Source organism: Parabacteroides sp. AM08-6 (genome assembly GCF_003473295.1).
Taxonomy (GTDB): domain Bacteria; phylum Bacteroidota; class Bacteroidia; order Bacteroidales; family Tannerellaceae; genus Parabacteroides.
On record NZ_QRMP01000002.1, the window covers coordinates 78,168 to 103,173 of the forward strand.

General features: G+C 43.0%; 20 protein-coding genes and 3 tRNA genes. 11 read left to right on the forward strand and 12 right to left on the reverse strand.

Annotated elements, in window-relative coordinates; translation table 11 throughout:
• Window positions 1-2: 2 nt before the first annotated feature.
• Together argS and DW103_RS02095 are read right to left on the reverse strand one after the other, a co-directional pair.
• Window positions 3-1,796, reverse strand: coding sequence for an arginine--tRNA ligase (gene argS / locus DW103_RS02090; RefSeq protein WP_122274023.1), 1,794 nt, complete (start codon window positions 1,794-1,796; stop codon window positions 3-5).
• Window positions 1,797-2,299: 503 nt separating this feature from the next.
• A complete protein-coding gene (locus tag DW103_RS02095; protein WP_122274024.1) occupies window positions 2,300-2,572 on the reverse strand; it encodes an HU family DNA-binding protein in 273 nt (90 codons plus the stop codon).
• A 186-nt stretch (window positions 2,573-2,758) separates the two neighbouring features.
• Here DW103_RS02095 and DW103_RS02100 point away from each other — a divergent pair, with 186 nt between their 5' ends.
• The 5 genes from DW103_RS02100 (at window position 2,759) to DW103_RS02120 (ending at window position 7,672) form a co-directional block, all read left to right on the forward strand.
• Entirely contained in the window at window positions 2,759-3,469 is a 711-nt protein-coding gene (locus DW103_RS02100) for a rhomboid family intramembrane serine protease (protein ID WP_122274025.1), read from the forward strand.
• Window positions 3,450-4,328 (forward strand): rhomboid family intramembrane serine protease, encoded by an 879-nt coding sequence (locus tag DW103_RS02105; protein ID WP_122274026.1) that lies wholly within the window; start codon window positions 3,450-3,452, stop codon window positions 4,326-4,328. The genes DW103_RS02100 and DW103_RS02105 overlap by 20 nt, the downstream gene beginning before the upstream one ends.
• Window positions 4,325-5,440 (forward strand): endonuclease/exonuclease/phosphatase family protein, encoded by a 1,116-nt coding sequence (locus DW103_RS02110; protein WP_122274027.1) that lies wholly within the window; start codon window positions 4,325-4,327, stop codon window positions 5,438-5,440. The genes DW103_RS02105 and DW103_RS02110 overlap by 4 nt, the downstream gene beginning before the upstream one ends.
• Window positions 5,441-5,516: 76 nt before the next feature.
• Window positions 5,517-6,011, forward strand: coding sequence for a hypothetical protein (locus tag DW103_RS02115; RefSeq protein ID WP_122274028.1), 495 nt, complete (start codon window positions 5,517-5,519; stop codon window positions 6,009-6,011).
• Between the two features lie 23 nt (window positions 6,012-6,034).
• Window positions 6,035-7,672 (forward strand): flotillin family protein, encoded by a 1,638-nt coding sequence (locus DW103_RS02120; RefSeq protein ID WP_122274029.1) that lies wholly within the window; start codon window positions 6,035-6,037, stop codon window positions 7,670-7,672.
• A gap of 70 nt (window positions 7,673-7,742) precedes the next feature.
• Here DW103_RS02120 and DW103_RS02125 read toward each other — a convergent pair whose 3' ends face one another.
• Window positions 7,743-8,291 (reverse strand): DUF4468 domain-containing protein, encoded by a 549-nt coding sequence (locus DW103_RS02125; RefSeq protein WP_122274030.1) that lies wholly within the window; start codon window positions 8,289-8,291, stop codon window positions 7,743-7,745.
• Window positions 8,292-8,298: 7 nt separating this feature from the next.
• Window positions 8,299-9,282, reverse strand: coding sequence for a DUF4468 domain-containing protein (locus DW103_RS02130; RefSeq protein ID WP_122274031.1), 984 nt, complete (start codon window positions 9,280-9,282; stop codon window positions 8,299-8,301).
• A 162-nt stretch (window positions 9,283-9,444) separates the two neighbouring features.
• On the opposite strand from DW103_RS02130, the gene secDF reads away from it, so the two are divergent.
• The 3 genes from secDF to DW103_RS02145 all read left to right on the forward strand — a co-directional run bounded on the left by secDF (window position 9,445) and on the right by DW103_RS02145 (window position 14,739).
• The gene (gene secDF, locus DW103_RS02135; protein ID WP_122274032.1) at window positions 9,445-12,453 is read left to right on the forward strand and encodes a protein translocase subunit SecDF; all 3,009 of its coding nucleotides are present in this window, start codon (window positions 9,445-9,447) and stop codon (window positions 12,451-12,453) included.
• Between the two features lie 388 nt (window positions 12,454-12,841).
• On the forward strand, window positions 12,842-14,092 hold the full coding sequence (hutI, locus tag DW103_RS02140) for an imidazolonepropionase (RefSeq protein ID WP_122274033.1): 1,251 nt from the start codon (window positions 12,842-12,844) through the stop codon (window positions 14,090-14,092).
• Window positions 14,093-14,109: 17 nt separating this feature from the next.
• Window positions 14,110-14,739 carry a cyclodeaminase/cyclohydrolase family protein gene (locus DW103_RS02145; RefSeq protein ID WP_122274265.1) on the forward strand — a complete coding sequence of 210 codons (630 nt, stop codon included), beginning with the start codon at window positions 14,110-14,112 and terminating at the stop codon, window positions 14,737-14,739.
• A 54-nt stretch (window positions 14,740-14,793) separates the two neighbouring features.
• Here DW103_RS02145 and DW103_RS02150 read toward each other — a convergent pair whose 3' ends face one another.
• Together DW103_RS02150 and trmB are read right to left on the reverse strand one after the other, a co-directional pair.
• Window positions 14,794-15,915: an Mrp/NBP35 family ATP-binding protein gene (locus DW103_RS02150; protein ID WP_122274034.1), complete on the reverse strand. Its 1,122-nt coding sequence runs from the start codon at window positions 15,913-15,915 to the stop codon at window positions 14,794-14,796.
• Window positions 15,916-15,940: 25 nt separating this feature from the next.
• The gene (trmB, locus tag DW103_RS02155; protein ID WP_122274035.1) at window positions 15,941-16,699 is read right to left on the reverse strand and encodes a tRNA (guanosine(46)-N7)-methyltransferase TrmB; all 759 of its coding nucleotides are present in this window, start codon (window positions 16,697-16,699) and stop codon (window positions 15,941-15,943) included.
• A 171-nt stretch (window positions 16,700-16,870) separates the two neighbouring features.
• Here trmB and DW103_RS02160 point away from each other — a divergent pair, with 171 nt between their 5' ends.
• On the forward strand, window positions 16,871-17,809 hold the full coding sequence (locus tag DW103_RS02160) for a sugar phosphate isomerase/epimerase (protein ID WP_122274036.1): 939 nt from the start codon (window positions 16,871-16,873) through the stop codon (window positions 17,807-17,809).
• A 175-nt stretch (window positions 17,810-17,984) separates the two neighbouring features.
• On the opposite strand, the gene DW103_RS02165 is transcribed toward DW103_RS02160, so the two are convergent.
• The 4 genes from DW103_RS02165 to DW103_RS02180 form a co-directional block, all read right to left on the reverse strand.
• Window positions 17,985-18,941 carry a TIGR02452 family protein gene (locus DW103_RS02165; RefSeq protein WP_122274037.1) on the reverse strand — a complete coding sequence of 319 codons (957 nt, stop codon included), beginning with the start codon at window positions 18,939-18,941 and terminating at the stop codon, window positions 17,985-17,987.
• Between the two features lie 627 nt (window positions 18,942-19,568).
• Window positions 19,569-19,642 (reverse strand) — tRNA-Asn (locus DW103_RS02170).
• Between the two features lie 38 nt (window positions 19,643-19,680).
• Window positions 19,681-19,754, reverse strand: a tRNA-Asn gene (locus tag DW103_RS02175).
• A gap of 38 nt (window positions 19,755-19,792) precedes the next feature.
• Window positions 19,793-19,866, reverse strand: a tRNA-Asn gene (locus tag DW103_RS02180).
• A gap of 107 nt (window positions 19,867-19,973) precedes the next feature.
• Between DW103_RS02180 and DW103_RS02185 the strand changes: the two genes are divergently transcribed.
• The gene (locus DW103_RS02185; RefSeq protein WP_122274038.1) at window positions 19,974-20,951 is read left to right on the forward strand and encodes an adenosine kinase; all 978 of its coding nucleotides are present in this window, start codon (window positions 19,974-19,976) and stop codon (window positions 20,949-20,951) included.
• Between the two features lie 47 nt (window positions 20,952-20,998).
• Complete coding sequence (locus tag DW103_RS02190; RefSeq protein ID WP_122274266.1) at window positions 20,999-22,681, forward strand: S41 family peptidase; 1,683 nt, start codon at window positions 20,999-21,001, stop codon at window positions 22,679-22,681.
• Between the two features lie 54 nt (window positions 22,682-22,735).
• Here DW103_RS02190 and DW103_RS02195 read toward each other — a convergent pair whose 3' ends face one another.
• Complete coding sequence (locus DW103_RS02195; RefSeq protein ID WP_122274039.1) at window positions 22,736-23,866, reverse strand: metallophosphoesterase; 1,131 nt, start codon at window positions 23,864-23,866, stop codon at window positions 22,736-22,738.
• A gap of 5 nt (window positions 23,867-23,871) precedes the next feature.
• Window positions 23,872-24,963, reverse strand: coding sequence for a metallophosphoesterase (locus tag DW103_RS02200; protein ID WP_122274040.1), 1,092 nt, complete (start codon window positions 24,961-24,963; stop codon window positions 23,872-23,874).
• Between the last annotated feature and the right edge of the window lie 43 nt (window positions 24,964-25,006).

The following is a 25,006-nucleotide window of genomic DNA, read 5'->3' on the forward strand; positions in this document are numbered from 1 at the left end:
TCTTACATTCTTTCCGGCACTTCGATACCCAGCAACGACATACCCGATTTAACAATCTTCGCTACGTTGGCGGATAATACCAGGCGGAACTTCTTTACTTCCTCGTTTTCTTCCCGCAGGATAGAGAAGTCGTGATAGAACTGGTTGTATTCTTTTACCAAGTCATAAATATAATTGGCGATGAAAGCCGGGCTGTATTCCTTGCCGGCTTCACGTACGGTCGAGGCGTAGTCGGCAATCATCTGGATAAGCGTTTCTTCCTTTTCGGATATTTCTGTTGTGGTAGGAAGCACTTCCGGTAATACAATTCCCTGTTCGGCTGCTTTACGCAGGACAGAACGGATACGGGCGTATGTATATTGGATGAACGGACCGGTATTGCCGTTGAAGTCGATAGACTCCTTCGGATTGAAAGTCATGTTCTTGCGTGGGTCGACTTTCAGGATGAAATATTTCAGGGAACCGAGGCCGACGATGCGGGCGATATTCTCAGCTTCATCCGGCGTCATTTCGTCCAGTTTGCCCAGTTCCTGAGAGATTTCACGGGCGGTAGTAACCATTTCTTCCATCAAATCGTCGGCATCCACAACAGTTCCTTCGCGGCTCTTCATCTTGCCTTCCGGCAGTTCCACCATGCCGTAAGAGAAATGAACCAGCCCTTTGCCGAATTCGAATCCTAATTTGTCCAACAGGATGGATAATACTTGGAAGTGGTAGTTTTGTTCGTTGCCGACCACATAAATCATCTTGTTGATGGGATAATCGTCGAAGCGCAGTTTGGCAGTACCGATGTCCTGAGTCATGTAAACGGAGGTCCCGTCGGCACGGAGCAACAATTTCTCGTCCAGCCCTTCACCCGTCAGGTCTGCCCATACAGACCCGTCTTCGCGGCGGTAGAAGATGCCTTTGTCCAGTCCTTCCAGTACTTTTGATTTTCCTTCCAGATAGGTTTGCGATTCGTAATATATCTTGTCGAAGTTAACTCCCATCGTTTTATAGGTTTCGTCGAAACCTGCATATACCCAGTTGTTCATCATTTCCCACAGGGCGCGAACTTCCTTGTCGCCGGCCTCCCATTTACGAAGCATTTCACGGGCTTCGGCCATCAAGGGAGAAGCTGCTTCTGCTTCCTCTTTGGTCATCCCTTTTGCTTCGAGCGCGGCTGTTTCTTCTTTCAGTTTGTTGCTGAAAAGGACATAGAAATCGCCAATCAGATGGTCGCCTTTTTTTCCGGCTGTTTCGGGTGTGACGCCATTGCCCCATTTCTGCCATGCCAACATGGATTTGCAGATGTGGATACCCCGGTCGTTCACGATATTCGTCTTGACCACTCTGTTTCCGTTCGCCTTCATGATTTCGGATAAGCTGAAACCTAACAGGTTATTGCGTACGTGGCCTAAGTGGAGCGGCTTGTTGGTGTTGGGCGAAGAATATTCAATCATCACCAGCGGAGATTGTTCCGTTGTCGGGATGATACCGTAGTTGGGCTGCTTGTTTATATCGTTCAGCAGGTTAATCCAGCATGCGCCGGCAACCGTCAGGTTGAGGAACCCTTTGATGACATTAAATCCGGCAATGGCAGGTTCATTCTTAAGCAGGTATTCCCCGATTTCCTGAGCCGTCTGCTCGGGCGATTTCTTCGACATGCGGAGAAATGGGAAAACGACCAGCGTAAGATGCCCTTTAAACTCTTTCTTTGTCTTCTGCAATTGCACCTGATTGGCGGCAACATCTGCTCCATACAGTTCTTTAATGCCGGCTATTGTGGCGCCGGTAATCTGTTGTTCGATAACCATATTCGTTTTATCCGGACAGTTCGCGAACTGTCCACTACGGGTTTATGTTATAACTGGCGGCTCGCGAACCGCCGTTTTGCGCCTGCAAAGTTATATGTTTATTTTGTAAAAACCATACTCTTCCGCCAGCGAAACTTTTGTTATGCGGGGAACCTATCTGAGTGCCATGCCGAAGGCACTTGAGTGCCAATAGGATGGCACAGTAGTGCCACTATAATGGCACTGGAGTGTCAATACTGTGGCACTGGCAAAAGCTTGTATGTATGTTAACGATTATCGTTGACTACTATCCGTCTTATATATAAGTCAGGTTGACTGGGTTAAAACTAAAACATAATAAGGGTTGACCTTTTCCTCTCTTATCCATGAATGAGGTTAACCAGACCGATCAGATTGGCTGCAAAAATAATCAAGATAACAGATTTACCCCTGTCATCGGGCATAAAAAAAGGTGTTCTTTTGTTCAAAGGACACCTTCTTTTATATGAAATGTAAGTAAAAACTTACTTTACTAATTCTGCCAATTCAGCACCAGCTTTAAATTTAACTGATTTACGTGCCGGGATTTCAATGGCTTGTTTAGTTTTCGGGTTAACACCTTTACGTGCAGCTTTTTCTGCTACAGAGAAAGAGCCAAAACCTAGAAGGGCAACTTTTCCGCCTTCTTTTAATTCATTGGATACTGTTTCAACGAAAGCTTCAACAGCTTTTTTAGCATCAACCTTGCTTAAACCGGATTTTTCCGATACAGCGCTGATAAATTCTGTTTTGTTCATGATGGTTTGATAATTAATATATTAAACAAATATTGTGATAGCCTGAAAGTTGGTGTCAAATGTAATTGTAATTTAATATTCTACAAAGAAAAAAGGAGTTTTTTTATCGATTCGCGTATGTTTTAGAGTGCGTGGAGCAAAAAACTACCAAAATATATTACCTTTGTCCTTAAATAGATATGAAATATGATGAATCAAAATAGCTCGGGGTTCTTTGCCAGTATCCCGGTGGTTACGAAAAACCTTATCATAATAAACCTTCTTTTTTGGGTAGCAAGTCTTGTTTTACCCAGAGTCGGTATTGATTTAGTCCAGTTGCTGGGCTTACATTTTCCCGGTGTAAAGGATTTTTACCCATTCCAGTTTGTCACCTATATGTTCATGCATGATACGCATTCGTTCGCACACGTATTTTTTAATATGTTCGGTGTCTATATGTTCGGGCGTGTGCTGGAAACCGTATGGGGGCCGAAACGGTTTCTTATCTTTTACATGGTGACCGGAATCGGGGCTGGTATCGCCCAGGAATTGGTATGGTTGCAAAGCATCTATTCTTTTGCAAGTGAGAATGGCGCAACCCTGTCGCAAGTGGTGGCATCTGTTCCCGTGTTGAACAACCTGATTACAATCGGGGCTTCCGGCTCGGTATTCGGTATTTTGCTGGCTTTTGCCATGTTGTTCCCGAATGTGCCTCTTTATCTGATGTTCATTCCTATTCCCATTAAGGCGAAATACTTTGTGATATTTTACGGATTGGCCGAACTATTCATGGGAGTTGCCAGTTATAGTGGCGACTCGGTGGCTCACTTTGCTCATTTAGGCGGTATGGTGTTCGGTTTCTTCCTTGTTAGGTATTGGAAAAAGAAAGATATAAACAATGGACGGCATTTTTACTAATCTGAAGCGTACGTTCAGCTCGGGGAATATCTTGGCGAAGCTTATATATATTAATGTAGGGCTTTTCCTGTTGATTCGTCTGACCGGCGTTATCCTGATACTGATTAATCAGGATAAATTTCCTTTCCTGCAATATTTGCAGATGCCGGCATCTCCCGAAATGCTCTTGCATCGTCCGTGGACGATTATTACTTATATGTTTACCCATTTCGACTTTTTGCATATTCTCTTTAATATGCTGTGGTTGTATTGGTTCGGCGGACTGTTCCTCTCTTTTTTCAGCGAACGGCAACTGGGTGGGCTGTACTTGCTGGGAGGTATTGCCGGAGGTGTTTTGTTTATGATTGTATATAATGTCTTTCCTTTTTTCACGAACGTGGCGTCGCGTAGTTTCCTGATGGGAGCTTCCGCGTCGGTGATGGCAATTGTCTTCGCCGTTTCTTTTTACCGGAAAGACTTGGAAATAATGCTTTTCCTGATAGGACGGATTAAGTTGATTTATCTGGCCTTGTTTACCTTTGTGATAGATTTGCTGGCGATAACCTCGACAAATGCCGGGGGACACATAGCCCATATAGGAGGCGCTCTGTTCGGTATCTGTTTTGCCATCTGTATTCAAAGAGGGATGGATTTGACAGTTCCGATGAACCGTCTGCTTGATTGGGTGGTCAATCTGGGTAAGCGTAAACCGAAGATGCGTGTTACTTATAGGCGGCCTGAAACGGATTATGAATATAATGCCCGTAAACATCAGGAGAGTGCGGACCTGGATGCAATATTGGATAAGTTGAAACGTTCCGGTTACGAAAGCCTTTCGGCAGAAGAAAAAAAGAAATTATTTGATGCAAGTAAAAAATGAGTGAACGGTTCAAAGCGGTAAAAGTTCTGTTTAAATCAGTCTTTGTCACAGCAAATGTGGCATTGGCCTTGCTTTTGATTGCATCAGCTTTTTCAGACAGAGTCTCTCCAGAGAAGAGTGTGCTTCTCTCTTATCTCGGGCTGGGCTTTCCTGTGTTGTGCATATTGAACCTTTGCTTTGTTATTTACTGGCTGTTCTTATGGGAATGGCGGTGTATCCTGATAGGATTGGTTACTTTCCTGATTTGTAAGGGGCCTGTCGGCAATTATTTCCCGTTTCATAACCGCGTGGATGATATTCCGAAAGAAAAAACCATTAAGGTTTTGACTTATAATGTAATGGGCTTCGGGTATCGGGACCATACGAAAGAACTTCCCAATCCGATAGTCAAATATATAGCCAACTCCGGTGCTGATATTGTCTGCTTGCAAGAGTATGCGATAGGTAAATCCAAGAAGTTTCTGACTGCGCAAAAGCTACTGGATGCGTTCAGCATGTACCGGTATAACTCTATTGTCCAGACCGGTTCGTCTGGTACGCTGACTTACCATATTGCCGTCTTTTCCAAATACCCATTATCCAAATCCCGGAAAATCAATTACGAAAGTACCTTCAACGGTTCGTCTATTCATGAAGTGGATATAAACGGGAAGAAACTGACGCTGATTAACAACCATTTGGAATCATTTAAGTTGACGACCGAGGATAGGAGCCGCTATTCGGCCTTTATCAAGAATATAAATTCCGAAACATTCGACGGGCTGAAAGGGGCAATCCAGCAAAAATTAGGTCCGGCTTTCCGTATCCGTGCCCGCCAGGCAGAAACGGTTGCGGCGGAAGTGAAAAATATCAAGACGGATTATATCTTGGTTTGCGGTGACTTTAACGATACTCCCATTTCGTATGCTCACCGGACGATACAAGGACCGCTTACGGATGCTTATGCTGCTTCCGGACGTGGGGCGGGGATTACTTATAATGAGAACTTCTTTTGGTTCCGTATCGATAATATCCTGCATTCCCCGAACATGAAGGCGCTTAATTGTACGGTCGATAAAGTCCGTTATTCCGACCATTATCCTATGTGGTGTTATCTTCAAATGGAAGAATAAGTAAGAAACATTATAAATGTTAGTGTGGGTAAAGAAATTTTTTATATCTTACCCGCCTAATTATAAATGTAAGGCCATGACAAGCACTGTTTTCCTTCTGGTGGCATCTGTTGCTACTGCTGTTTTCCTTTTTCAGTTCGTTTTTTCTGTTTTCTTCGGAGATATGGATACCGATACGGATGTTGATGCGGATTTGGGAAGTATCATCTCTTTTAAAGGAATGACGCATTTCTGTATTGGGATGGGTTGGTATATGTATTTGACCCAAGGTACTGATATAACCTCGTATGCGATTGGTATAGCAGTCGGTCTTATCTTCGTTTTTGTACTTTGGTTTCTTTACAAAAAAGCCTACCAGTTGCAGAAAGAAAACAAACCGGAGAAACCGGACGCTTTGGTGGGGCGGGAGTGTACGGTTTATGCCCATGACGGGGAACGCTATGTCGTACAAGTCGCAGTAAATGGCGCCTTGCGGGAGATGGATGTCCGTTCGATAGGCGGCAAAGAATACCGGACCGGTGATAAGGCTGTCATCAGTAAGGTTGAAGCCGGGGTTTTGTATATTCAATAACAAATAAATAATCTACTTAAATTATGACACAGGAAATGTTGATTATGGTGGCTATCTTGGTAGTAGTTGTCATTATTTCTTTCATTGGTATCCTTTCTCGTTATCGGAAATGTAAGAGTGATGAAGTACTGGTCGTTTATGGAAAGACAGCCGGTGAAAAGTCGGCTAAACTTTATCATGGTGGTGCCGCTTTCGTATGGCCGATTATCCAAGGATATGAGTTCCTTTCCATGAAACCGCTTCAAATCGATTGCAAGTTGACCGGTGCTTTGTCCGCACAAAATATCCGTGTGGATGTGCCGACAACCATTACGGTTGCTATCAGTACCGACCCGGATGTGATGCAGAATGCAGCTGAACGTCTATTGGGCCTGCAAGCCGAAGACAAACAGAATTTAATTACGGATGTAGTCTACGGTCAGATGCGTCTGGTCATAGCTGATATGACAATAGAAGAATTGAATTCCGACCGTGATAAATTCCTCTCGAAAGTCCGTGAGAATATCGATACGGAATTACGTAAATTCGGTTTGTATCTGATGAATATCAATATCAGTGATATCCGTGATGCCGCCAACTACATTGTCAATCTGGGTAAAGAAGCGGAAAGTAAAGCCCTGAATGAAGCTCAAGCGAATATAGAAGAGCAGGAAAAGCTGGGAGCTATCAAGATTGCCAACCAGATTAAAGAACGTGAAACGAAAGTTGCCGAAACGCGGAAAGATCAGGATATTGCGATTGCCGAAACTAAAAAGTTGCAGGAAATATCTGTGGCCAATGCCGATAAAGACCGTATTTCGCAAGTTGCAATTGCCAATGCCCAAAAAGAATCACAGGTAGCAAAAGCGGAAGCCGAAAAGAATATTAATATTGAAAAAGCAAATACGGAAAAGGAAAGTCGGATTGCCGAACTGAATTCCGATATGGAAATCAAAAAAGCGGATGCTGAGAAAAAGGCCGCTATCGGACGGAATGAAGCCGGAAAAGATATAGCCCTTTCCAATTCCGAATTGGCTGTGACGCAAGCTAATGCCGACAAACAAGCCGGTGAAGCTACAGCACGTTCCGAAGCCTCTATCCAAACAGCTCGCGAAATAGCCCAGAAGGAAGTGGAAGAAGCCAAGGCCAAGAAAGTAGAGTCTGCTTTGAAAGCCCAGAAGATTGTTCCGGCGGAAATTGCCAAACAGGAAGCTATCTTGCAGGCTGATGCTGTTGCCGAAAAGACTATTCGTGAGGCCGAAGCCCGTGCAAAAGCTTTATTGGCACAGGCTGAAGCTGAAGCGCAGTCCATCCGCATGAAACTGGAGGCTGAAGCCGATGGTAAGAAGAAGTCATTATTGGCTGAAGCAGATGGTTTCCGCGCAATGGTTGAAGCAGCCGAGTCGAATCCGGCTATCGCTATCCAGTATAAGATGGTGGATCAGTGGAAAGAAATTGCCGGCGAGCAGGTGAAAGCTTTCGAACATATTAACTTGGGTAATATTACCGTATTTGACGGAGGTAACGGGGCTACCGGCAACTTCCTGAACCAGCTGGTTAAGACAGTTGCTCCCAGCTTAGGTGTATTGGATAAATTGCCTATAGGAGAAACGGTCAAGAATATTATGAAACCCGAAGAGAAAAATGACGGGGAAAAGAAAGAAACATCTCCTAAGAAATAAGGGATAGATACAAAAAGGGCCGGAGAATTTATTTGTTTCTCCGGCCTTTTTTATGATAGTGTAATGTTCCTTATTCTGCTTCTTGTATAGCATCGAAAACTTCACCAAAAAGATTTTCGGCAAAAAAGAAAGTTGCATTGCAGAAAAGTTTCGGGTCTTTTATGATTGCAACAACATTGCTTTTTCCTCCATTGGCAATAACATCCTCCGCCTTATACGTCTTGTACTTTTTGTCGTTGTTCGGGTCGTACTGATAAGTAATATTACTCATTTCTATATCGTAGCCTTCATCATGGCAGTTTATTTTCATCTTATATTTAATGATAGTCTTGTCGGTATCGTTCAATAAGAGTTCAACTTTGGAGTTTACGGAAATAGTCCCTTTGGATTTACTGGATGAGACATTTGATAAGAAAACATCTTTTCCGTAATTTTTCTTTGCCCATTCGTTGATTGCATTGAAAATGGCATCTTTATTCATTTTTGCCACTGTTATCTTGTCGGTGTAGCAGACTTTTCCGTTTTTCATCGGAGCACATGCGTCCACGTCACCTTTATGCCCCTGTGCCATTGCCAGCACAGGAGATATGATAAGTAAAAGGATTATTAAATTCTTCATATCGATTTTATTTTATCCAGATGTTAAGGATTTCACCCATAACGGTCTTTTTGATTCCGTCACTGGTTTCGCCTACTTTGCGGCATTCGATAATCATCCATGCGTTATCGGTTTCGCCTTCTTTGAAGAATGAAATATTGTAAGCGTCATTCTCACCAATCGTTTTATACGCTTGACTGTCCGAATCGAAGGATACGGAAGCAACGGATTTATCGAACATATTACCGAAACCTTTCCAGCTTGCCGAATTTTCTTTTACAGACTGATTTTTCCCGAAAGCAACTTGCATTTTACTTTCAGGCAACAATTGCAATACGGTAGAAGGGACTTTGTCGGCTGCAAAAGCCACATATCCTTCTTTCACTGTTGTGGAGGGTTTAACGGAAGGTTCCGGCAGGGCTTGCTTCGGTTGCTCAGCTACAAAACTTGTTGTCGGCAGGATACCTAAAGCGGCTGTTGCACTTTGGAAGATGTCATCTACTAAATCGATGGTTTTCCTACGGAATTTACCGTTGTTGCGAGATAATTTTGTCTTACTTTTGTTTAATGCATATTTATCGGTTATCCATTCTTCGGCTATGAACTTTTCGGGTTCGCGCTTATAAGACACGTTGTATTCATAGCGGATACTGATAATTCTCATTTTACAAGTATGGCCTTCGACCTTTATCATGAGCCGATAATTTATCAAAGAGCGGTCCAGTGATAACATTGTACTTTGGAAAACAATATACTCTTCGCCGACAACAGCGATGTCACCTTTCTCCTTGTTTGCATAAACAACCCGGTTGGTTTCTCCGTTAAAGCGGTCGTTTGCCCATTGGTGCATGATGTCATATATCTGATCACTGGAAAGGTCGGGCGCGTTTATCTCTTTGGTAAATACCACTTTATCGTTTTCTACAGGTACAGCTCCGGCCAGATATTTGGAATCATTCTGTGCCCAAATAAGCGAAGGAATAAAAAATACAAATAATAAAAGTCGTTTCATGGTCGTTGTTTGTTTGTTTTTTACGAGCAAAGATATATAAATGTGTTTGAAATAAACTAAGAGTGTGACAAATAAATTAATCTAATTACTGTTGGACAAAGAAAAAAAGCCTATATTTGCACCCTGTGAAAAAACGAATAATAACATAAACATAAGATTCAAATGCAAAACAAAGGATTTGTAAAGGTCTTTGCGGTGTTACTTACGCTTGTCTGTGCGTTTTATCTGTCATTCTCGTTTGTGACCAGACATTACAACAGCAAAGCCGCTGAGTATGCAGGTGGAGATCCGGTAAAAGAGAGTACTTATTTGGACTCATTATCTACTGAGAAGGTATGGTTGGGCTATACGCTCAAGCAGTGCCGTGAAATGGAAATTAGTTTAGGTCTTGACTTGAAGGGCGGTATGAACGTCGTTCTGGAATTGAATGTAGCCGATGTGATTCGCTCTCTTTCAAACAATAACCAGGATGAGAACTTCAATAAAGCATTGGATTTAGCCTATGCGCACCAGGCAACAAGTCAGAAGGATTTTATTGATTTATTCGCAGAAGAGTATAAGAAGTTAGATAATGGTGCTCGTTTATCCGCTATTTTCAGTACTTTCGAATTGAAAGATAAAATCACTCCGCAGACTTCAGATGCACAGGTTATTACTGTGTTGAAAGAAGAACTGAAGGGCGCTATCGATAATTCATTTAACGTTTTGCGTACTCGTATCGACCGTTTCGGTGTGGTATCTCCGAATATTCAACGTTTGGAAACAGCCGGCCGTATCTTAGTTGAACTTCCGGGTGTGAAAGAACCGGAACGTGTTCGTAAATTGTTGCAGGGTAGTGCCAACTTGGAATTTTGGGAAACTTACAACCTGCCGGAGATTTATCAACAGTTAATCGCAGCCGATAATGTGTTGGCTACGATTCTGAAATCGGACAGCCCGGAAGAAGATAATACGACGGCAACCGAAGCAGCTCCTGAAACGGCAACTCCGGCTGAAAAAACAGACGCTCCGGCTTCTGAAGCTGACTCTTTGTTAGCAAAGTTGGGCGAAGATAAACCAGAAAACCAGGCAAACCAGAGCCGGGAAGAATTTGCAAAACAGCATCCGCTGTTCGCATTGTTGCAGATTAATCAGTACAACGGCCAGTTGGTTCCGGGTTCAGTTGTCGGTGTCGCTCATACTAAAGATATCGCGAAAATAAATGAATACCTGGAGATGAAGCAAGTGAAGGATGTACTTCCGCGCAATCTCTCTTTGAAATGGGGTGTGAAAGCAATCGACGATAAAGAACAATTCTTCTATTTGTATGCTCTTAAAATGACAAATCGTGACGGTACGCCTGCCCTGGGTGGCGACGTGGTTACGGATGCCAATGCGGACTTTACTCAGAAGGGTGGTCGTTCGGAACAGGTAGTAAGTATGGTAATGAATGCCGAAGGTGCTAAGGCTTGGGCTCGTTTGACAAAAGAAAATATTGGCCGTCAGGTAGCCATTGTTTTGGATGATATGGTTTATTCAGCTCCTAACGTGCAGGTGGAAATTACCGGCGGACGTTCTGAAATTACCGGCCACTTTACTCCGGAAGAAGCAAAGGACTTGGCAAACGTATTGAAATCCGGTAAGATGGCTGCTTCCGTTCATATTGTACAGGAAGATGTTGTGGGTCCGTCACTGGGTCAGGAAGCTATTAATTCCGGTGTTATTTCATTTGCTTTGGCACTTGTTCTGTTGATGTTCTACATGTGTGCATTCTACGGACTTATTCCGGGTTTGATTGCAGACGGTGCTTTGGTCCTGAATATATTCTTCACTATGGGTATCCTTGCCTCTTTCCAGGCTGTTCTTACTTTGCCGGGTATTGCCGGTATGGTGCTGACACTGGGTATGGCGGTCGATGCCAACGTGTTGATTTACGAACGTACAAAAGAAGAACTGCGTGCCGGCAAGTCGCTGGGTAAAGCTATTGCCGACGGTTATAGCAATGCGTTCTCCGCTATCTTCGACTCCAACCTGACATCTATTATTACAGGTGTTGTATTGTTCTACTTCGGTACAGGTCCTATCCGTGGTTTTGCAACGACGATGATTATCGGTTTGGTTGCATCATTCCTGACAGCTGTGTTCCTGACTCGTATCGTTTACGAAGCATTATTGGCAAAAGACAAATTGAAGAATGTGACATTCGTTACTTCTATCACAAAGGACTTGTTGACTAATCCGAAGATTAATTTCTTAGCTGCACGTAAAATCGGTTATTTGATTCCGGCTGCTATTATCGTACTGGGTGCTATCTCCATGTCGACTATCGGTTTGAATAATGGTATCGATTTCACGGGTGGACGTAACTATGTTATCCGTTTCGACCATGAGGTGAAAACGGATGAAATCCGTAACTTATTGGATGCACAGCTGGATGGTTCGGTTAGTGTTATCCAGATTGGTACACCCGACCAGGTTCGTGTTTCCACTAACTATAAAATTCAGGATAATGAGCCTTCTGTAGACTTGGAAATCGAAACGAAATTGTTTGAAGGTTTGAAGAGTCAGTTACCACAGGGTACTACGCTGGAGCAATTCACCAGTCAGTTTATACAGAGTTCGCAGAAAGTGGGTCCGAGCATGGCAGACGATATTAAGAACAGTGCTATTCTGGCTGTTATCTTCTCCATGATTTGTATGGCTGCATACATTTTGCTTCGTTTCCGTGACGTATCGTTCTCTGTCGGAGCGTTTGCTTCTGTCGCTACTACAACTTTCTGTATTATTTCGTTCTATACATTATTGTGGAAGATACTTCCGTTCTCAATGGAGGTAGACCAGACATTTATTGCGGCTATCCTGACAATTATCGGTTACTCTATCAACGATACGGTGGTTGTATTTGACCGTATTCGTGAAACAATCGGTATGTATCCGAAGCGCGACCGTTACCAAGTTATCAACGACGCATTGAACTCAACTCTTTGTCGTACATTTAATACATCATTGACAACATTGGTTGTTGTATTATGTATCTTTATCCTTGGTGGCAGTACAATCCGTAGCTTTACGTTTGCTATTTTGTTAGGTATTATTATCGGTACTTATTCTACATTATTTGTGGCAACTCCAATTGCTTACGAATTGCAGAAGAGAAAAATAAACAAAAAAGCTGCCGAATCTGTTAAGTAAAAAAGTGATTAACGAATACAAGGGGAGGCTGTTTCTGTAAAGAGATAGCCTCTCTTGTTTTATAACGATATGCTTCTAAACATACAAAGGAAGTTGTTAATGCAGGCTGAAAGTCATAACTTGTGGACCTCTTTAAGTGCTAATCTGGTAACAGATTGTAAGCATTGTTAAAAAAATGTCGTGCTATGGAGGTTTGCCTTAGTAATCCGTATAGTGTTGTATCATGCGTTCGGGATAGCTTGGATTTAGGTATGTTATTACGGCTTTTCGGTGGTAGACGAAGAGAAGATGATTCCTGAGCGACTTTAGTTGATAAGGCCTCTTGTCCTTCAGTAGTGGGAGGTTTTTTTTATAAATCAGTAGTGGGAAGCAAGAATAATGGATAAATATGGAGGAGGAAAAACTATTAATAAAAAATGCCTCGCAAGTAGTAACCTGTTCCGGTTTTGCTGCTAAGAAAGGTGCGGAAATGGCAGAATTGGATATTATAAAAGATGGGGCGGTTGCGGTTGCGAATGGCATTATTACTCATGTCGGTACGACGAAAGAGGTTCTTCGCCAAATAAACACGGAAGAATATCTGGAAATAGATGCGGAAGGTCGTGCTTTGCTGCCCGGTTTTGTAGACAGTCATACTCATTTCCTGTTCGATGGTTATCGGGAAGAAGAGTTTTCCTGGCGACTGCAAGGCGATAGTGATATGTCTATTATGGCGCGTGGAGGCGGTATAGTCAGTACTGTGAATGCTACCCGCAAATGTGCTTATGAAAAGCTGCTCAATCTAGGTTGCGAACGTTTGGACGATATGTTGAATATGGGGGTTACGACTGTTGAGGGGAAAAGTGGTTATGGTTTGGATTTTTATACCGAGCTTACTTTGCTTCGGGTGATGGATGACTTGAATGAGAGACATCCGATGGATGTTGTCTCTACCTTTTTAGGGGCGCATGCTGTCCCTCCTGAATTTGAAGGACGCACGGACGATTATATAACTTATGTGATAAAAGACGTGTTACCCCATATCCGGTCGGAGCGTACGGTTACATTTTGTGATGTCTTTTGTGAGAAAGGTGCCTTTTCTGTTGAGCAAAGTGAACGCTTGCTAAGAGCGGCCCGCAGTCTTCGTTTTAAACTGAAAATGCACGCGGATGGAATAGGGTCTTTCGGAGGAACTGAGTTGGCTGCGAAGTTGAAAATTGTCAGTGCCGACCATCTTTTGCATGCTTCGGATGCGGGAATTAAGCGCTTGGCCCGTTCCTGTGTGGTTGCTACTTTATTGCCGCTGACGTCTTTTTCGTTGGATGAACCTTATGCCCGCGGACGGGAAATGATTGATGCGGGTTGTGCAGTGGCGTTGGCTACCGATTTTAATCCGGGCAGTTCTTTCTCTTGTTCTATTCCCTTGTTGTTTTCATTAGCCTGTATCAAGATGAAACTCTCTCCCGAAGAGGCAGTGACGGCACTTACCATCAATGGTGCGGCCGCGTTGGGACGTGCCGGGAAAATAGGGAGTATAGATGTGGGTAAAAAAGCAGATATGGTATTGCTTAAATTCCCCTCATACAAATTTATCCCTTATCATATAGGTATGAATGTGGTGGACACCGTCATCAAAGACGGTGAACTTTATATCGTTTAATCTTAAAAATGAATACTATGCTTACAGAACTGACAATCAAAGAATTTCTGACTGAAACAGCGGGAAATCCCTCTGCTCCGGGGGGTAGAAGTGTTTCAGCCCTTAATGGGGCTTTGGCAACGGCATTGACCGAAATGGTGGCTAATCTGACTATCGGTCGTAAGAAATATGCCGAAGTGGAAGGACAAATGAAGGTGATTGCTATCGAAGCTGCCGCTATACGGGAACGGCTAATGCGTTATATCGAACGTGATACGGAAGTATCCAATCGTCTTTTTTCTGCATTTAAACTTCCCCGGGAGACAGAAAAAGAGGAGGCACAACGGAATCTGGCTATCCAGAATGCGACCAAAGGAGCTGTACAACTTCCGATGGATATAGCCGAGGAAGTGGCCTCGGTAATGGAAACGATTATCTATGTGGCACATAAAGGCAACCGGAATGTTGCTGCCGATGCTTGTGTGGCGATGATGACTGCCCGTGCCTGTGTATTGGGGTCACTGTTGGATGTTCGTACAAACTTAGGCTTTATCGATGACACGGATTTTGTCAGGCGGATGAGGCGCAAAGCCGATGAACTGGAAACCCTGGCGAACCGGGTGGAAAGGAAGTTGCTGGATTGGGCCAGAACAGTATTGCTAAAATGAATCTTTTTAAGGAAAAGGGACCGTGACTGGCATGTGTCCCCTTTCCTATAAACCTTATTTTTTAGAGACAACCACTCGCCGAGTCGGGTCCAAGTGTTCATTCCGATATTCTATCTGGTCTACCACATTTTCAGCTAAAGCTTGAAACGCTGCGCCTGTGATACTGTCCGGGTTGAGCGCAACAGGTTTTCCGTTGTCGCCTCCTTCACAGATACTTTGTACGATGGGAATTTGTCCGAGAAGCGGAATGTTCAGTTCTTCCGCCAGGCGTTTACCTCCTTCTTTGCCAAATATATAGTATTTGTTTTCCGGTAGTTCGGCGGGAGTGAACCAAGCCATATTTTCGACCAGTCCTAAGACCGGCACATTGATTTTCTCTCCCAAGAACATGCTGATACCTTTACGGGCATCGGCAAGGGCTACTTCTTGCGGGGTACTGACTACAATTGCTCCGGTAATGGCCAATGTCTGTACCATTGTCAGATGAATATCGCTGGTTCCCGGCGGCAGGTCAATCAGAAAATAATCCAAATCGCCCCAGTTGGCATCGGCTATGAGCTGTTTCAAGGCGTTGCTGGCCATGGCCCCGCGCCAGAGCACGGCATCTTCCTTATTGACAAAGAAGCCGATAGATAGCACCTTTACCCCATAGTTTTCGGCAGGCTGTATCAGTTCCCGACCATTCACCTCTTCCATATAGGGACGAGCTTCCTCCAGATGAAACATTTTAGGTTGAGAAGGACCGAATATATCGGCATCCAGCAATCCCACTTTGTAGCCTTGCATAGTCAGTGCCACAGCCAGGTTGGCGGCAACCGTACTTTTTCCGACACCTCCTTTTCCGGATGATACGGCAATAATGTTCTTCACTTCAGGTAGCAGTTTGTCCGGCTCCGGACGGGCTGCCTGGCGGGTTCTTACTTCAATATTCCCTTTAATGTCTATTCCTTTTTCTCCCAGTTCGGCTGCATGAGTGATAATGGCGGCTTCAGCTGATTTTACTACTGATTTGATAAAAGGATCGGTCGGTTTCTCAAAAAGAAGCGAAAAGCTCACTTTGTTGCCATCAATCCGTATATTATCTTCTACCATTCCCATTTCCACCAGATTTTTTCCGGTGCCGGGATAGCGCACCTTTTCGAGTGCGTCCATGATTAGTTTAGGATAAATTGCCATTGTTATTTATGTGTTTATATTGTTTCTATTTTCCTGAAGCCAATGCGCTACGTTTGCTGCGGTTGAAGCTGCGATATGGATCCAGTTCGATTTCTATATCCGGCTCGGTCAGTTCCTTTCTTTCTTCACAAACAAACTTGATGTATTTGATGTTCAGCCCACGGTCCAACCACTGTTGTTCGTAATAGGTCTTGATGGACAGGATATCGTCTACAAGGTCTGAATGATATAAATCATCTGTGCTGAACAATACCGGATATCGGTTGGCTTTTACCATTTCACAGGTGTAGGTGTACATGAAGTTGCTGTCCGTTTTCAGATGGATAATACCGTCGCCGGCAAGGATTTCGCGATACATTTTCATAAAGCGGGTGGAAGTGAGGCGTTTGTTTACTTTCTTCATTTGCGGGTCGGGGAAAGTCAGCCATATCTCCGCCACTTCTCCGGCAGCAAAGAACTGGGCTATCAGTTCGATGCTGGTACGCAAAAAAGCTACGTTTGTCATCCCTGCTTCCAGCGACTCTTTTGCTCCGGTCCACATACGTGCCCCCTTGATATCCACACCGATAAAATTCTTTTCCGGGAACAGGCGTCCCAAACCTACCGTATATTCTCCTTTTCCACAACCCAGTTCCAGTACAATCGGATTGTCATTCTTAAAAAAACGTTCATGCCAATGCCCCTTCAGTTCGAAACCTTTCTCCTGAAGTATGGCAAACGGATATTGAAAGACATGCGGATACCCCGCCATATCGTCAAACTTTGCTAATTTATTCTTTCCCATGCTGCAAAGATAAAACAAATACATCCGAAGGAAAAATAAATCGCTTTAGGATGTATTCGTTTATAATTAATCTTTGATATTTGACCATTAAGAGTTAGCTTTGCAGAGAATATATAACAGGTGATTCAATAGACCATGAAATTACATTATTCATTTAATAAATAGAAAGTTATGAGAAAATTATTTGGACTGTGTTGTAGACCATTGACGGCCTTTGCCTGTGCGATTGTAGCAATCGCCATGTTTGTAGCTCCCGAAACGATTTCGGCAAAGAGCAATAAGAAAATCGGTATTCAGCTTTATTCGGTAATGGATGCAGTGAACAAGAATCCTAAAGCATCAGTAGAACGTCTTGCCGGTATGGGCTATAATGTTTTTGAGTTGGTACAGTGGGGTGGAGACGCAAAGGTCTTTGGTCTTCCTGCTGAAGAGTTTAAAGCTCTTTGTGATAAGAATGGTGTTAAAATTATCTCTACACACTCCGGTATTCAGGAAGATGCATCTAAAGAAGCTGAAATTATGCAGCGCTGGCGTCAGCTTTTTGAGATTCAGAAAGCGTGCGGAGGTAAGTATTTTGTCATTCCAAGTTACGGGGTAGATTATACAGTGAAGGATGTGCAACGTATGTGTGATTATTTCAACCGCGTGGGTAAAATCGCTTCAGAGTACGGATTGAAACTCGGATACCACAATCATTCCGGTGAATTCAACAAGTTGAAAGATAGCGACAAGGTTATGTGGGAATATCTCGTTGAGAATACGAATCCGAAATATGTATGCTTCGAGCTGGATGTTTACTGGTGTACAAAAGGCAATAAGAATCCCGTGGAGTATTTGAAGAAATATCCTAAACGTATAAAATTATTGCACATAAAAGATGATTTCGTTATTGGTGCGAGCGGAACAATCGACTTCGAGGGTATCTTCAATCAGTTCTACAAAAATGGAATGAAGGATTATGTTGTTGAAATCGAGACTCCGGGATATTTGCGAGAGAAAAAGAATGCCGACGGCAGTAAATATACACAAGACCAGATTATGGAGGAGGTGTTTAAGGCCGCACGTGAGAGCTCGGAATACTTGAACAATGCAAAGTTTGTGAAAAAGTAATCTTTCATCATTATTTGCTGAAACATAAATAATCAGAGTTTTATAATAGTTTCATGTTTTGGATAAGGGGATGTGTCAAAATCCGACATATCCCCTTCTTGTATTTTAAAAGAAAAGAAACTCGTATGTTCAATGGCTATTCAGTATCAAATCTCATGTTTTGCATTCTACTTTCCTACAAATCATTGTTGCTAAATTCCATTTTGAATGGCATATAATTCCCTTCCGGATTATGTTCATGCCCGGAATTATGATCTTCAAGTATGGCAAAACTAATCAGTTTGTATCTGTCCTTGAATTCTTCCTCTTCCATCACTTCATGAAAAAGTCGTGCAATATGTACTGGAGGATTTCTAAAAGCTCCGCATCCTGCAGCTCCAAGGATTAAGGCATCATGTCCCATCAACAATCCGATTCTAAAAATTGTGCGCATCTTATTCTTTACGCCCTCAGTCAGGTGTGGTGCTATGAGCCCCTTTTTGTCTAAATCTGGTCGGTTCATTGCTGGAACTGCAATAAATGACACTTGGAAATATTCATCCAATAGTGGATACCCATCTTGTTCCGTTCCTCGGAATACGGTTGCATCCGGTGTATATACCCCGCCAAAATTCATATCCAGCGGATATTGAGAAGGTGATTTCTTTAACCCGTATTGAGCGGCATAATGGGCGAATTGAAACATTGACCGGAAAAGATTGGTTCGGCGGAACAAGTTTTCTTCTTGAGCACCTGCTCCGTTATAAACTCCTCCTCCGGGATTTTGACGACTTGCCATATTCAGAACTGCCGGGTTATATCCGGCATCCAGCAATGCTTTGGCAGCAAGTAGGCAGTCACAGTTTTCAACTTTCACTTTCGTTTTCTCTTGTCGTGAATTGTTTTCATCCAGATGGATTGGAGATGAATACAACACTGTCCTTTCAATCATCAATCTATCATTGGGCAAATGTACTGACTTCCCGGATTTAGCCAAATACTTGCCTTCGTTGACGATTGCTACTGTTTGCTGGAATATTTCTGCCCGCATTGAACGTATTTTCATCGCCGCAGAATAATCCATCTGTGTTTTGACAGCTTCAGATAATGAAGCAAATGCAGCTTTCCATTTTTCGTTATCAAATGTATTCATCTTTTTCACATTTATAAGTTAAAGACAAAGATACAGTTTCTCTAATTACATGATACACTTCTTGTAACAAATTGGTTTCTAAAATCTGCTTCATGACAAATATCGTTTTAACGTTTAAATTCAACAGAGTTTTTTCTATGGTAAACTTTATTTTGCTGCCACTTATTCTTTATTTTGCTGTAATTAAGCTGTTTGCTGGTGGTGGTAGCAGTTGTTTGTTTACAAATAGTGGTACCATTGTTACCACTATTTCCCATTTCTTACCACGAAATATTACATTCCTTGATTTCTGCCGGCTATATTCACCTCTGCTTTTTCAAAAACATTCGAAATACAGGATTTATTATTTTTATCATTTCTGCCACATCTATGTGAAGAAATATAAAAATGTTCCACTATGTTCCTTCTGTTGGAACAAAAGTTTCCATAGCAGGGAACAAAAGTTTCCTCCTATTGGAACGAAATGGCGCATGCCGAAGAATTCGTCGGTATTCTCGATTATAATGCTCTTTATCGCTATCAAACAGCGGTTCTCTTCCTGCTCCGAAAGAAGTTTAATAAGCAACCGATAGAGTGCTGATATAGCGAAAAAAAAGAGATACCTCTTTCGAAATATCTCTTTTACCGCTCTTCCTCTTGGACTTGAACCAAGGACCCTCTGATTAACAGTCAGATGCTCTAACCAACTGAGCTAAGGAAGAAAAATATGTCTTTTTTCAGTCTTTCCCGATGTCTTTTGCTCTTCCTCTTGGACTTGAACCAAGGACCCTCTGATTAACAGTCAGATGCTCTAACCAACTGAGCTAAGGAAGAAAAATATGTCTTTTTTCAGTCTTTCCCGATGTCTTTTGCTCTTCCTCTTGGACTTGAACCAAGGACCCTCTGATTAACAGTCAGATGCTCTAACCAACTGAGCTAAGGAAGAATATTTATTGTCAATTTGGAAGGTTTTAGACCCCTTTCTGAAATTGCTCTGCAAAAGTACAGGATGTTTTCGAAATATGCAATATCTTTGTCAAAAAAAATAGAAAAATGAATACGATAGGTCTGGGAAACGCATTGGTTGATGTGTTGTTGAAATTGGATAATGATAAGGTGCTCAACGAGGTTGGTATCGAAAAAGGAGCGATGGATATGATTAATCGGGAACAGATGATTACTATCCGCAAAACACAGGAAGGACTGGAACGTAGCCAAGCTCCGGGTGGTTCCGTTTGTAATACGATGCGTGCGATGGCTTGTTTGGGAGCTAAAACCGGTTTTATCGGTAAAATAGGAACCGATGCAGTCGGTGACTATTACGAACAGGCGTTGAGTAAAGCGGGCGTAATCCCCTACTTTATTCATACGGACGGTATTTCAGGTAGTTGTACGGTACTGATTTCACCGGATGGAGAACGTACGATGGGTACTTTCCTCGGGCCGGCTCCTACTATTACTCCGGATGAAATTACGGATGAGATGCTTTCTTCCTATCAATGTATTTATATAGAAGGTTATCTGTTGGTGAATGAAGAACTGGTCCGTTCTACTATGCGGAAAGCGAAGAGGCTGGGACTGAAGGTGGCTTTAGACTTGTCTAATTTTAATATCGTAAATGCTTTCCGGGGATTGCTGGACGAGATTATTCCTGAATATGTGGACATTCTTTTCTCAAACGAAAGCGAGGCGGAGGCTTTCACCGGATTGAAAGCACAAGAGGCTGTCAAAGTTCTTTCCGAAAAGGTGGAAGTTTCATTGGTGACTTTAGGTAAAGAGGGCGCATTGGTTGGAAGTAAAGGTAAAATTATAGCTGTACCTGCCGAAGGAGGTAAGCCGGTTGATACGACAGGTGCAGGCGACCATTTTGCTGCCGGTTTCCTGTATGGACAGTCTGTCGGAGCGACGTTGGAACAGTCTGCCCGTATCGGTTCGTTGCTGGCCGGATATATCATAGAGGTAATTGGAGCACAGATACCGGATGATAAATGGGAACAAATAAAGTTAAAAGTAAATCGTATATTATCTTGAAAACCGTTTATTGTATACATTTACGTCGTGAATTAACTAAATATTCTATGTGTAAGCTAATGCAAGGAAAGAAAATTATAGCACTGATTTGTTTTTTTGTTCTGTTCGGAAACATCCGGCCGGGGCAGGCGCAAGTCTCAAAAGATAATCGTTTTGAAGTAAGTAAAAACCTGGATATTTTCAATGCCATCGTAAAGGAAATAGAAATGTTCTATGTCGATTCCATAGATGTGGAAAAGACAGTACGCCGGGGTATCGATGCCATGTTGGAGGGGCTGGACCCTTATACGGAGTATTATCCGGAGCAGGAAATGGATAAGCTGAAGTTTATGACTACCGGCGAATATGGAGGTATCGGTTCCTATATCCGCGCACGCAAAGAGGGTGGAGTATATATTATCGAACCTTTTGAAGGTATGCCGGCCGCTCTGGCTGGATTAAAACCGGGCGACCGCATTCTGGCTGTCGATACGGTGGATGTGACGGATAAATCGTCGGACGAAGTCAGTGCCTTGTTGAAAGGTGTCCCCAACACGAAAATGGTGCTCAAAATACAGCGTCCGTACGAGAAGAAACCCCGTGAGGTGGAACTGATGCGTAAGCAAATTTTGGAAAACCAGGTGACTTATTATGGAGTACGGGGGGATGGCGTCGGATATATTTATCTGAAAGGATTTACCGATAAAAGTGCCCAAGAGGTGAAAAATGCCTTTGATGACTTGAAGAATAACCATCATATCAAATCGCTTATTCTCGATTTGAGGAATAATGGAGGCGGTTTGCTGGAAAGTGCTACACAGATTGTCGGCATGTTTGTACCGAAGGGGAAAGAAGTCGTTTCCACCAAAGGTAAGATTAGCCAATGGGACCGTACGTACCGTACCTCTAACGAACCGATAGATACCGTGATGCCGATGGCTGTACTGATTAACGGAAACTCTGCTTCGGCTGCCGAAATCGTATCCGGCTCTTTACAAGATATGGACCGTGCCGTATTGATTGGCGAACGTTCGTTTGGAAAAGGATTGGTACAATCTCCGCGCGAATTGCCTTATAACGGAAGTATCAAGGTTACGATGAGTAAATATTATATACCCAGTGGTCGCTGTATCCAACAACTGGATTATACACACCGAAGGGCGGATGGTCGTGTAGAAGCTATTCCCGATAGCCTGACTTCTGTTTTTTATACTTCCAAAGGCCGTCCCGTACGGGATGGGGGCGGTATAACACCCGATTTCAAAGTGGAAGAGCCGGAAACTCCGACTATCATGTATTATCTGATGACAGACTTTGTGCTGTTGGATTTTATTTCCGACTGGGCACAGAATCATAAAACGATTCCCGCTATAGAGGAATTTTCTGTTACGGACGAGGATTTCGAGGCTTTCAAACAGTTTGCCAAAGAGAAAAATTTCACCTACGACCGCCAGAGTGAAAAGATGCTGAAGAGCTTGAAGGAAATGGCTGAGTTTGAGGGATATATGGATAACGACTCCACGATGTTTAAAGCATTGGAAGAAAAACTGACACCAGACTTGGAACGCGACTTCGACCGTCATAAAGAGCAGATTAAGAAGCTGTTGACTTCCGAAATTGTCAGACGATATTACTATCAGAAGGGTGTATTGTTGGAAAGCCTGAAGGATGATAAAGTATTGAATAAAGCATTGGAAGTCTTGAGTGATACGGATTTATATAATAAAACATTGAGTTCTCCTGAAAAGTGACTTCAGGAGAGCTTTTCACATATTGTTAACTTTAAAAATAAAGATTAGAGTCATTTAGTTGACAAACTTGATATGTAGCACCACCAGCTCCGATACCGTCCCTACCCGGTAAGGGGGGCCGGCTATTCCGATGCCGGAAGAGACGTAAAATTGTGTCGGCCCTTTTTTATGGTAACCATACGGGCATTCATAGATAAGTTTCATCAGAAGGGGATAGGGCCATAATTGACCGTTGTGTGTATGCCCATGAAGTCCAAGGTCTACCCCATTCATTGCTATTTCAGCGAACGACCAGGGTTGATGGTCCAGTACGATTACCGGTTTGGTTGTATCCAAATCGGCCATCAATGTGTGAAGTGCTTTCCGGTTTCTTTTGTTTACATAATCGTCGCGACCGATAAGGTAGAAAGACGAATCCGGCATGGCAACGGAATCTACTAAGAGAGTTGCTCCGGTTTTCTTTAGCCAACGGTATTTGGCATGACGGTTGGCACGGTATTCGTGATTTCCGTACACAATGTAAACTCCCAATGGAGCTTTGAGTTGTTGCAGGTCTTCTTCTATATGGGCTTTCTCTGCAAAGCGGGATTCATAATCGATGATATCGCCGACCAATACTACCATATCCGGATGTTGTTCATTGCTCATTTGTACATATCGTTGTACCAACTTTTTACCGATAACTTCTCCGATATGCAGGTCGCTCATCATTACAATCGTCATGCTGTCGCGGTTGCTGCTTCCCTTGGGCAATGTCAGATAAACGTTGGTTATACGGGGATATTCAACCACATGATAAGCATGAAACATCAGTCCGGTTACTCCGGCGATAATCAGGAAAAACAGTGTTAGCTTGGTTTGTTTCCAATGCGCCGTTATCCATTTCGGGAACCAGTTGAAATAGCGGTTTCCAAGGCGTAACAGTTCCAATACAAGTAATGAAAGTGTGATATAAATAGAGGCGATATACCAAGTGTTACAGAAATATTGAATAGGAATCATCACCTTGTCCGGCAATACGTTACGGAAGAAAAAGCCGAAAAGGAAAACCGACAGTTCTATGATGAAAAACAGGAGATAAGGGATACGCCAGCCTTTTTTAGGCGGTATTGCCTGATATCCCCGCCAACAGATGTAAGGATTCAGTAATAATTGTGCAACTATGGACTGAATAAAAACTCTCATGTATCCTATTTGTATGTAATATTGAACACAACCATTTCGCTATTTGTTCCGATGCGGAAAGGTGGTCCCCATAACGATAATCCGGAGGATACATATATCTGACTGTTGCCCCATTGCCGGTAGCCGTAGCTTTGTTCGAACAAATGGTCGGTAATCAGGCTAAGCGGCCATACCTGTCCGCGGTGTGTATGTCCGCTGAACTGCAAATCGACACCGGCTGCCTGTGTTTCTCCGAGATTATACGGTTGATGATCCAATAGAATAACAGCATTGGATGGATTTGTGTTCGCAGCTAATTCCTGTAAGGAACGACGTGAACGGTTGCTGCGGTCGTCCCGGCCAATTAGCTGTATGCCGTTCGGTAAAGTTACGACAGAGTCGCGTAACAAGCAGATTGGTGTTTCTTTTATGAATTGCATGCTTGCGCGGATACCGCTGATATATTCATGATTTCCCGGAACCATATAAATGCCGAGCGGTGCATTCAGTTGTGCCAGTTCCTCTTTCATATTTTCCGTGTGAAGGGGAACTACACTGTTGTCTATCAGGTCGCCACCAATCAATATCAGGTCCGGTTTTTCTGCGTTTATCATATCCACATATCGTTTCAGTTCCGCTTTTTCCGTCCCATATCCCAGGTGTATATCACTGATGGCTACAACTTTTACAGGCTGTTGATTTCCTTCCGGCTGCTTGTTGATAACTATGTTGAAAACTTCTGTTTTAGGATGTTGATAATGATAATATCCATAGCTTAATAGGCTAAGTGTCAGGAATAAAGATAAATAAAACCCATATTTGCACGGGAGGTTGACAAGTCGGAGTAAATCGAATAATATCAGGAATAAAACCATGTATAAGGTAAAGATTAACCAGCCTGTCCCTATTTCATGCATCGTATGTGCCAGAAATACCGGCATCTTTGCATTACGGGCCATCAGGCTACCGAATAATGACAAAGCTCCACTCCAGAACAGAACGGTCAACAAAACTTTAACTCCAAAAGGTTGGGCGACTAAAGCTTGCGCTCCTCTTGTAAATATATAAACGTTTCCGGCCAGGTAAACGCCTGCAAGGACAACGAAAAATGTTGGCATAGTTTTTAATTTTTCCGCAAAAGTAAGGAAACAAATTTAGTTT

Excerpts from the sequence above, each read along its gene's own strand:
- argS (WP_122274023.1), bottom strand. The coding sequence starts at position 1,796 with ATGGTTATCGAACAACAGATTACCGGCGCCACAATAGCCGGCATTAAA.
- DW103_RS02095 (WP_122274024.1), bottom strand. The coding sequence starts at position 2,572 with ATGAACAAAACAGAATTTATCAGCGCTGTATCGGAAAAATCCGGTTTA.
- DW103_RS02100 (WP_122274025.1), top strand. The coding sequence starts at position 2,759 with ATGATGAATCAAAATAGCTCGGGGTTCTTTGCCAGTATCCCGGTGGTT.
- DW103_RS02105 (WP_122274026.1), top strand. The coding sequence starts at position 3,450 with ATGGACGGCATTTTTACTAATCTGAAGCGTACGTTCAGCTCGGGGAAT.
- DW103_RS02110 (WP_122274027.1), top strand. The coding sequence starts at position 4,325 with ATGAGTGAACGGTTCAAAGCGGTAAAAGTTCTGTTTAAATCAGTCTTT.
- DW103_RS02115 (WP_122274028.1), top strand. The coding sequence starts at position 5,517 with ATGACAAGCACTGTTTTCCTTCTGGTGGCATCTGTTGCTACTGCTGTT.
- DW103_RS02120 (WP_122274029.1), top strand. The coding sequence starts at position 6,035 with ATGACACAGGAAATGTTGATTATGGTGGCTATCTTGGTAGTAGTTGTC.
- DW103_RS02125 (WP_122274030.1), bottom strand. The coding sequence starts at position 8,291 with ATGAAGAATTTAATAATCCTTTTACTTATCATATCTCCTGTGCTGGCA.
- DW103_RS02130 (WP_122274031.1), bottom strand. The coding sequence starts at position 9,282 with ATGAAACGACTTTTATTATTTGTATTTTTTATTCCTTCGCTTATTTGG.
- secDF (WP_122274032.1), top strand. The coding sequence starts at position 9,445 with ATGCAAAACAAAGGATTTGTAAAGGTCTTTGCGGTGTTACTTACGCTT.
- hutI (WP_122274033.1), top strand. The coding sequence starts at position 12,842 with ATGGAGGAGGAAAAACTATTAATAAAAAATGCCTCGCAAGTAGTAACC.
- DW103_RS02145 (WP_122274265.1), top strand. The coding sequence starts at position 14,110 with ATGCTTACAGAACTGACAATCAAAGAATTTCTGACTGAAACAGCGGGA.
- DW103_RS02150 (WP_122274034.1), bottom strand. The coding sequence starts at position 15,915 with ATGGCAATTTATCCTAAACTAATCATGGACGCACTCGAAAAGGTGCGC.
- trmB (WP_122274035.1), bottom strand. The coding sequence starts at position 16,699 with ATGGGAAAGAATAAATTAGCAAAGTTTGACGATATGGCGGGGTATCCG.
- DW103_RS02160 (WP_122274036.1), top strand. The coding sequence starts at position 16,871 with ATGAGAAAATTATTTGGACTGTGTTGTAGACCATTGACGGCCTTTGCC.
- DW103_RS02165 (WP_122274037.1), bottom strand. The coding sequence starts at position 18,941 with ATGAATACATTTGATAACGAAAAATGGAAAGCTGCATTTGCTTCATTA.
- DW103_RS02185 (WP_122274038.1), top strand. The coding sequence starts at position 19,974 with ATGAATACGATAGGTCTGGGAAACGCATTGGTTGATGTGTTGTTGAAA.
- DW103_RS02190 (WP_122274266.1), top strand. The coding sequence starts at position 20,999 with ATGTGTAAGCTAATGCAAGGAAAGAAAATTATAGCACTGATTTGTTTT.
- DW103_RS02195 (WP_122274039.1), bottom strand. The coding sequence starts at position 23,866 with ATGAGAGTTTTTATTCAGTCCATAGTTGCACAATTATTACTGAATCCT.
- DW103_RS02200 (WP_122274040.1), bottom strand. The coding sequence starts at position 24,963 with ATGCCAACATTTTTCGTTGTCCTTGCAGGCGTTTACCTGGCCGGAAAC.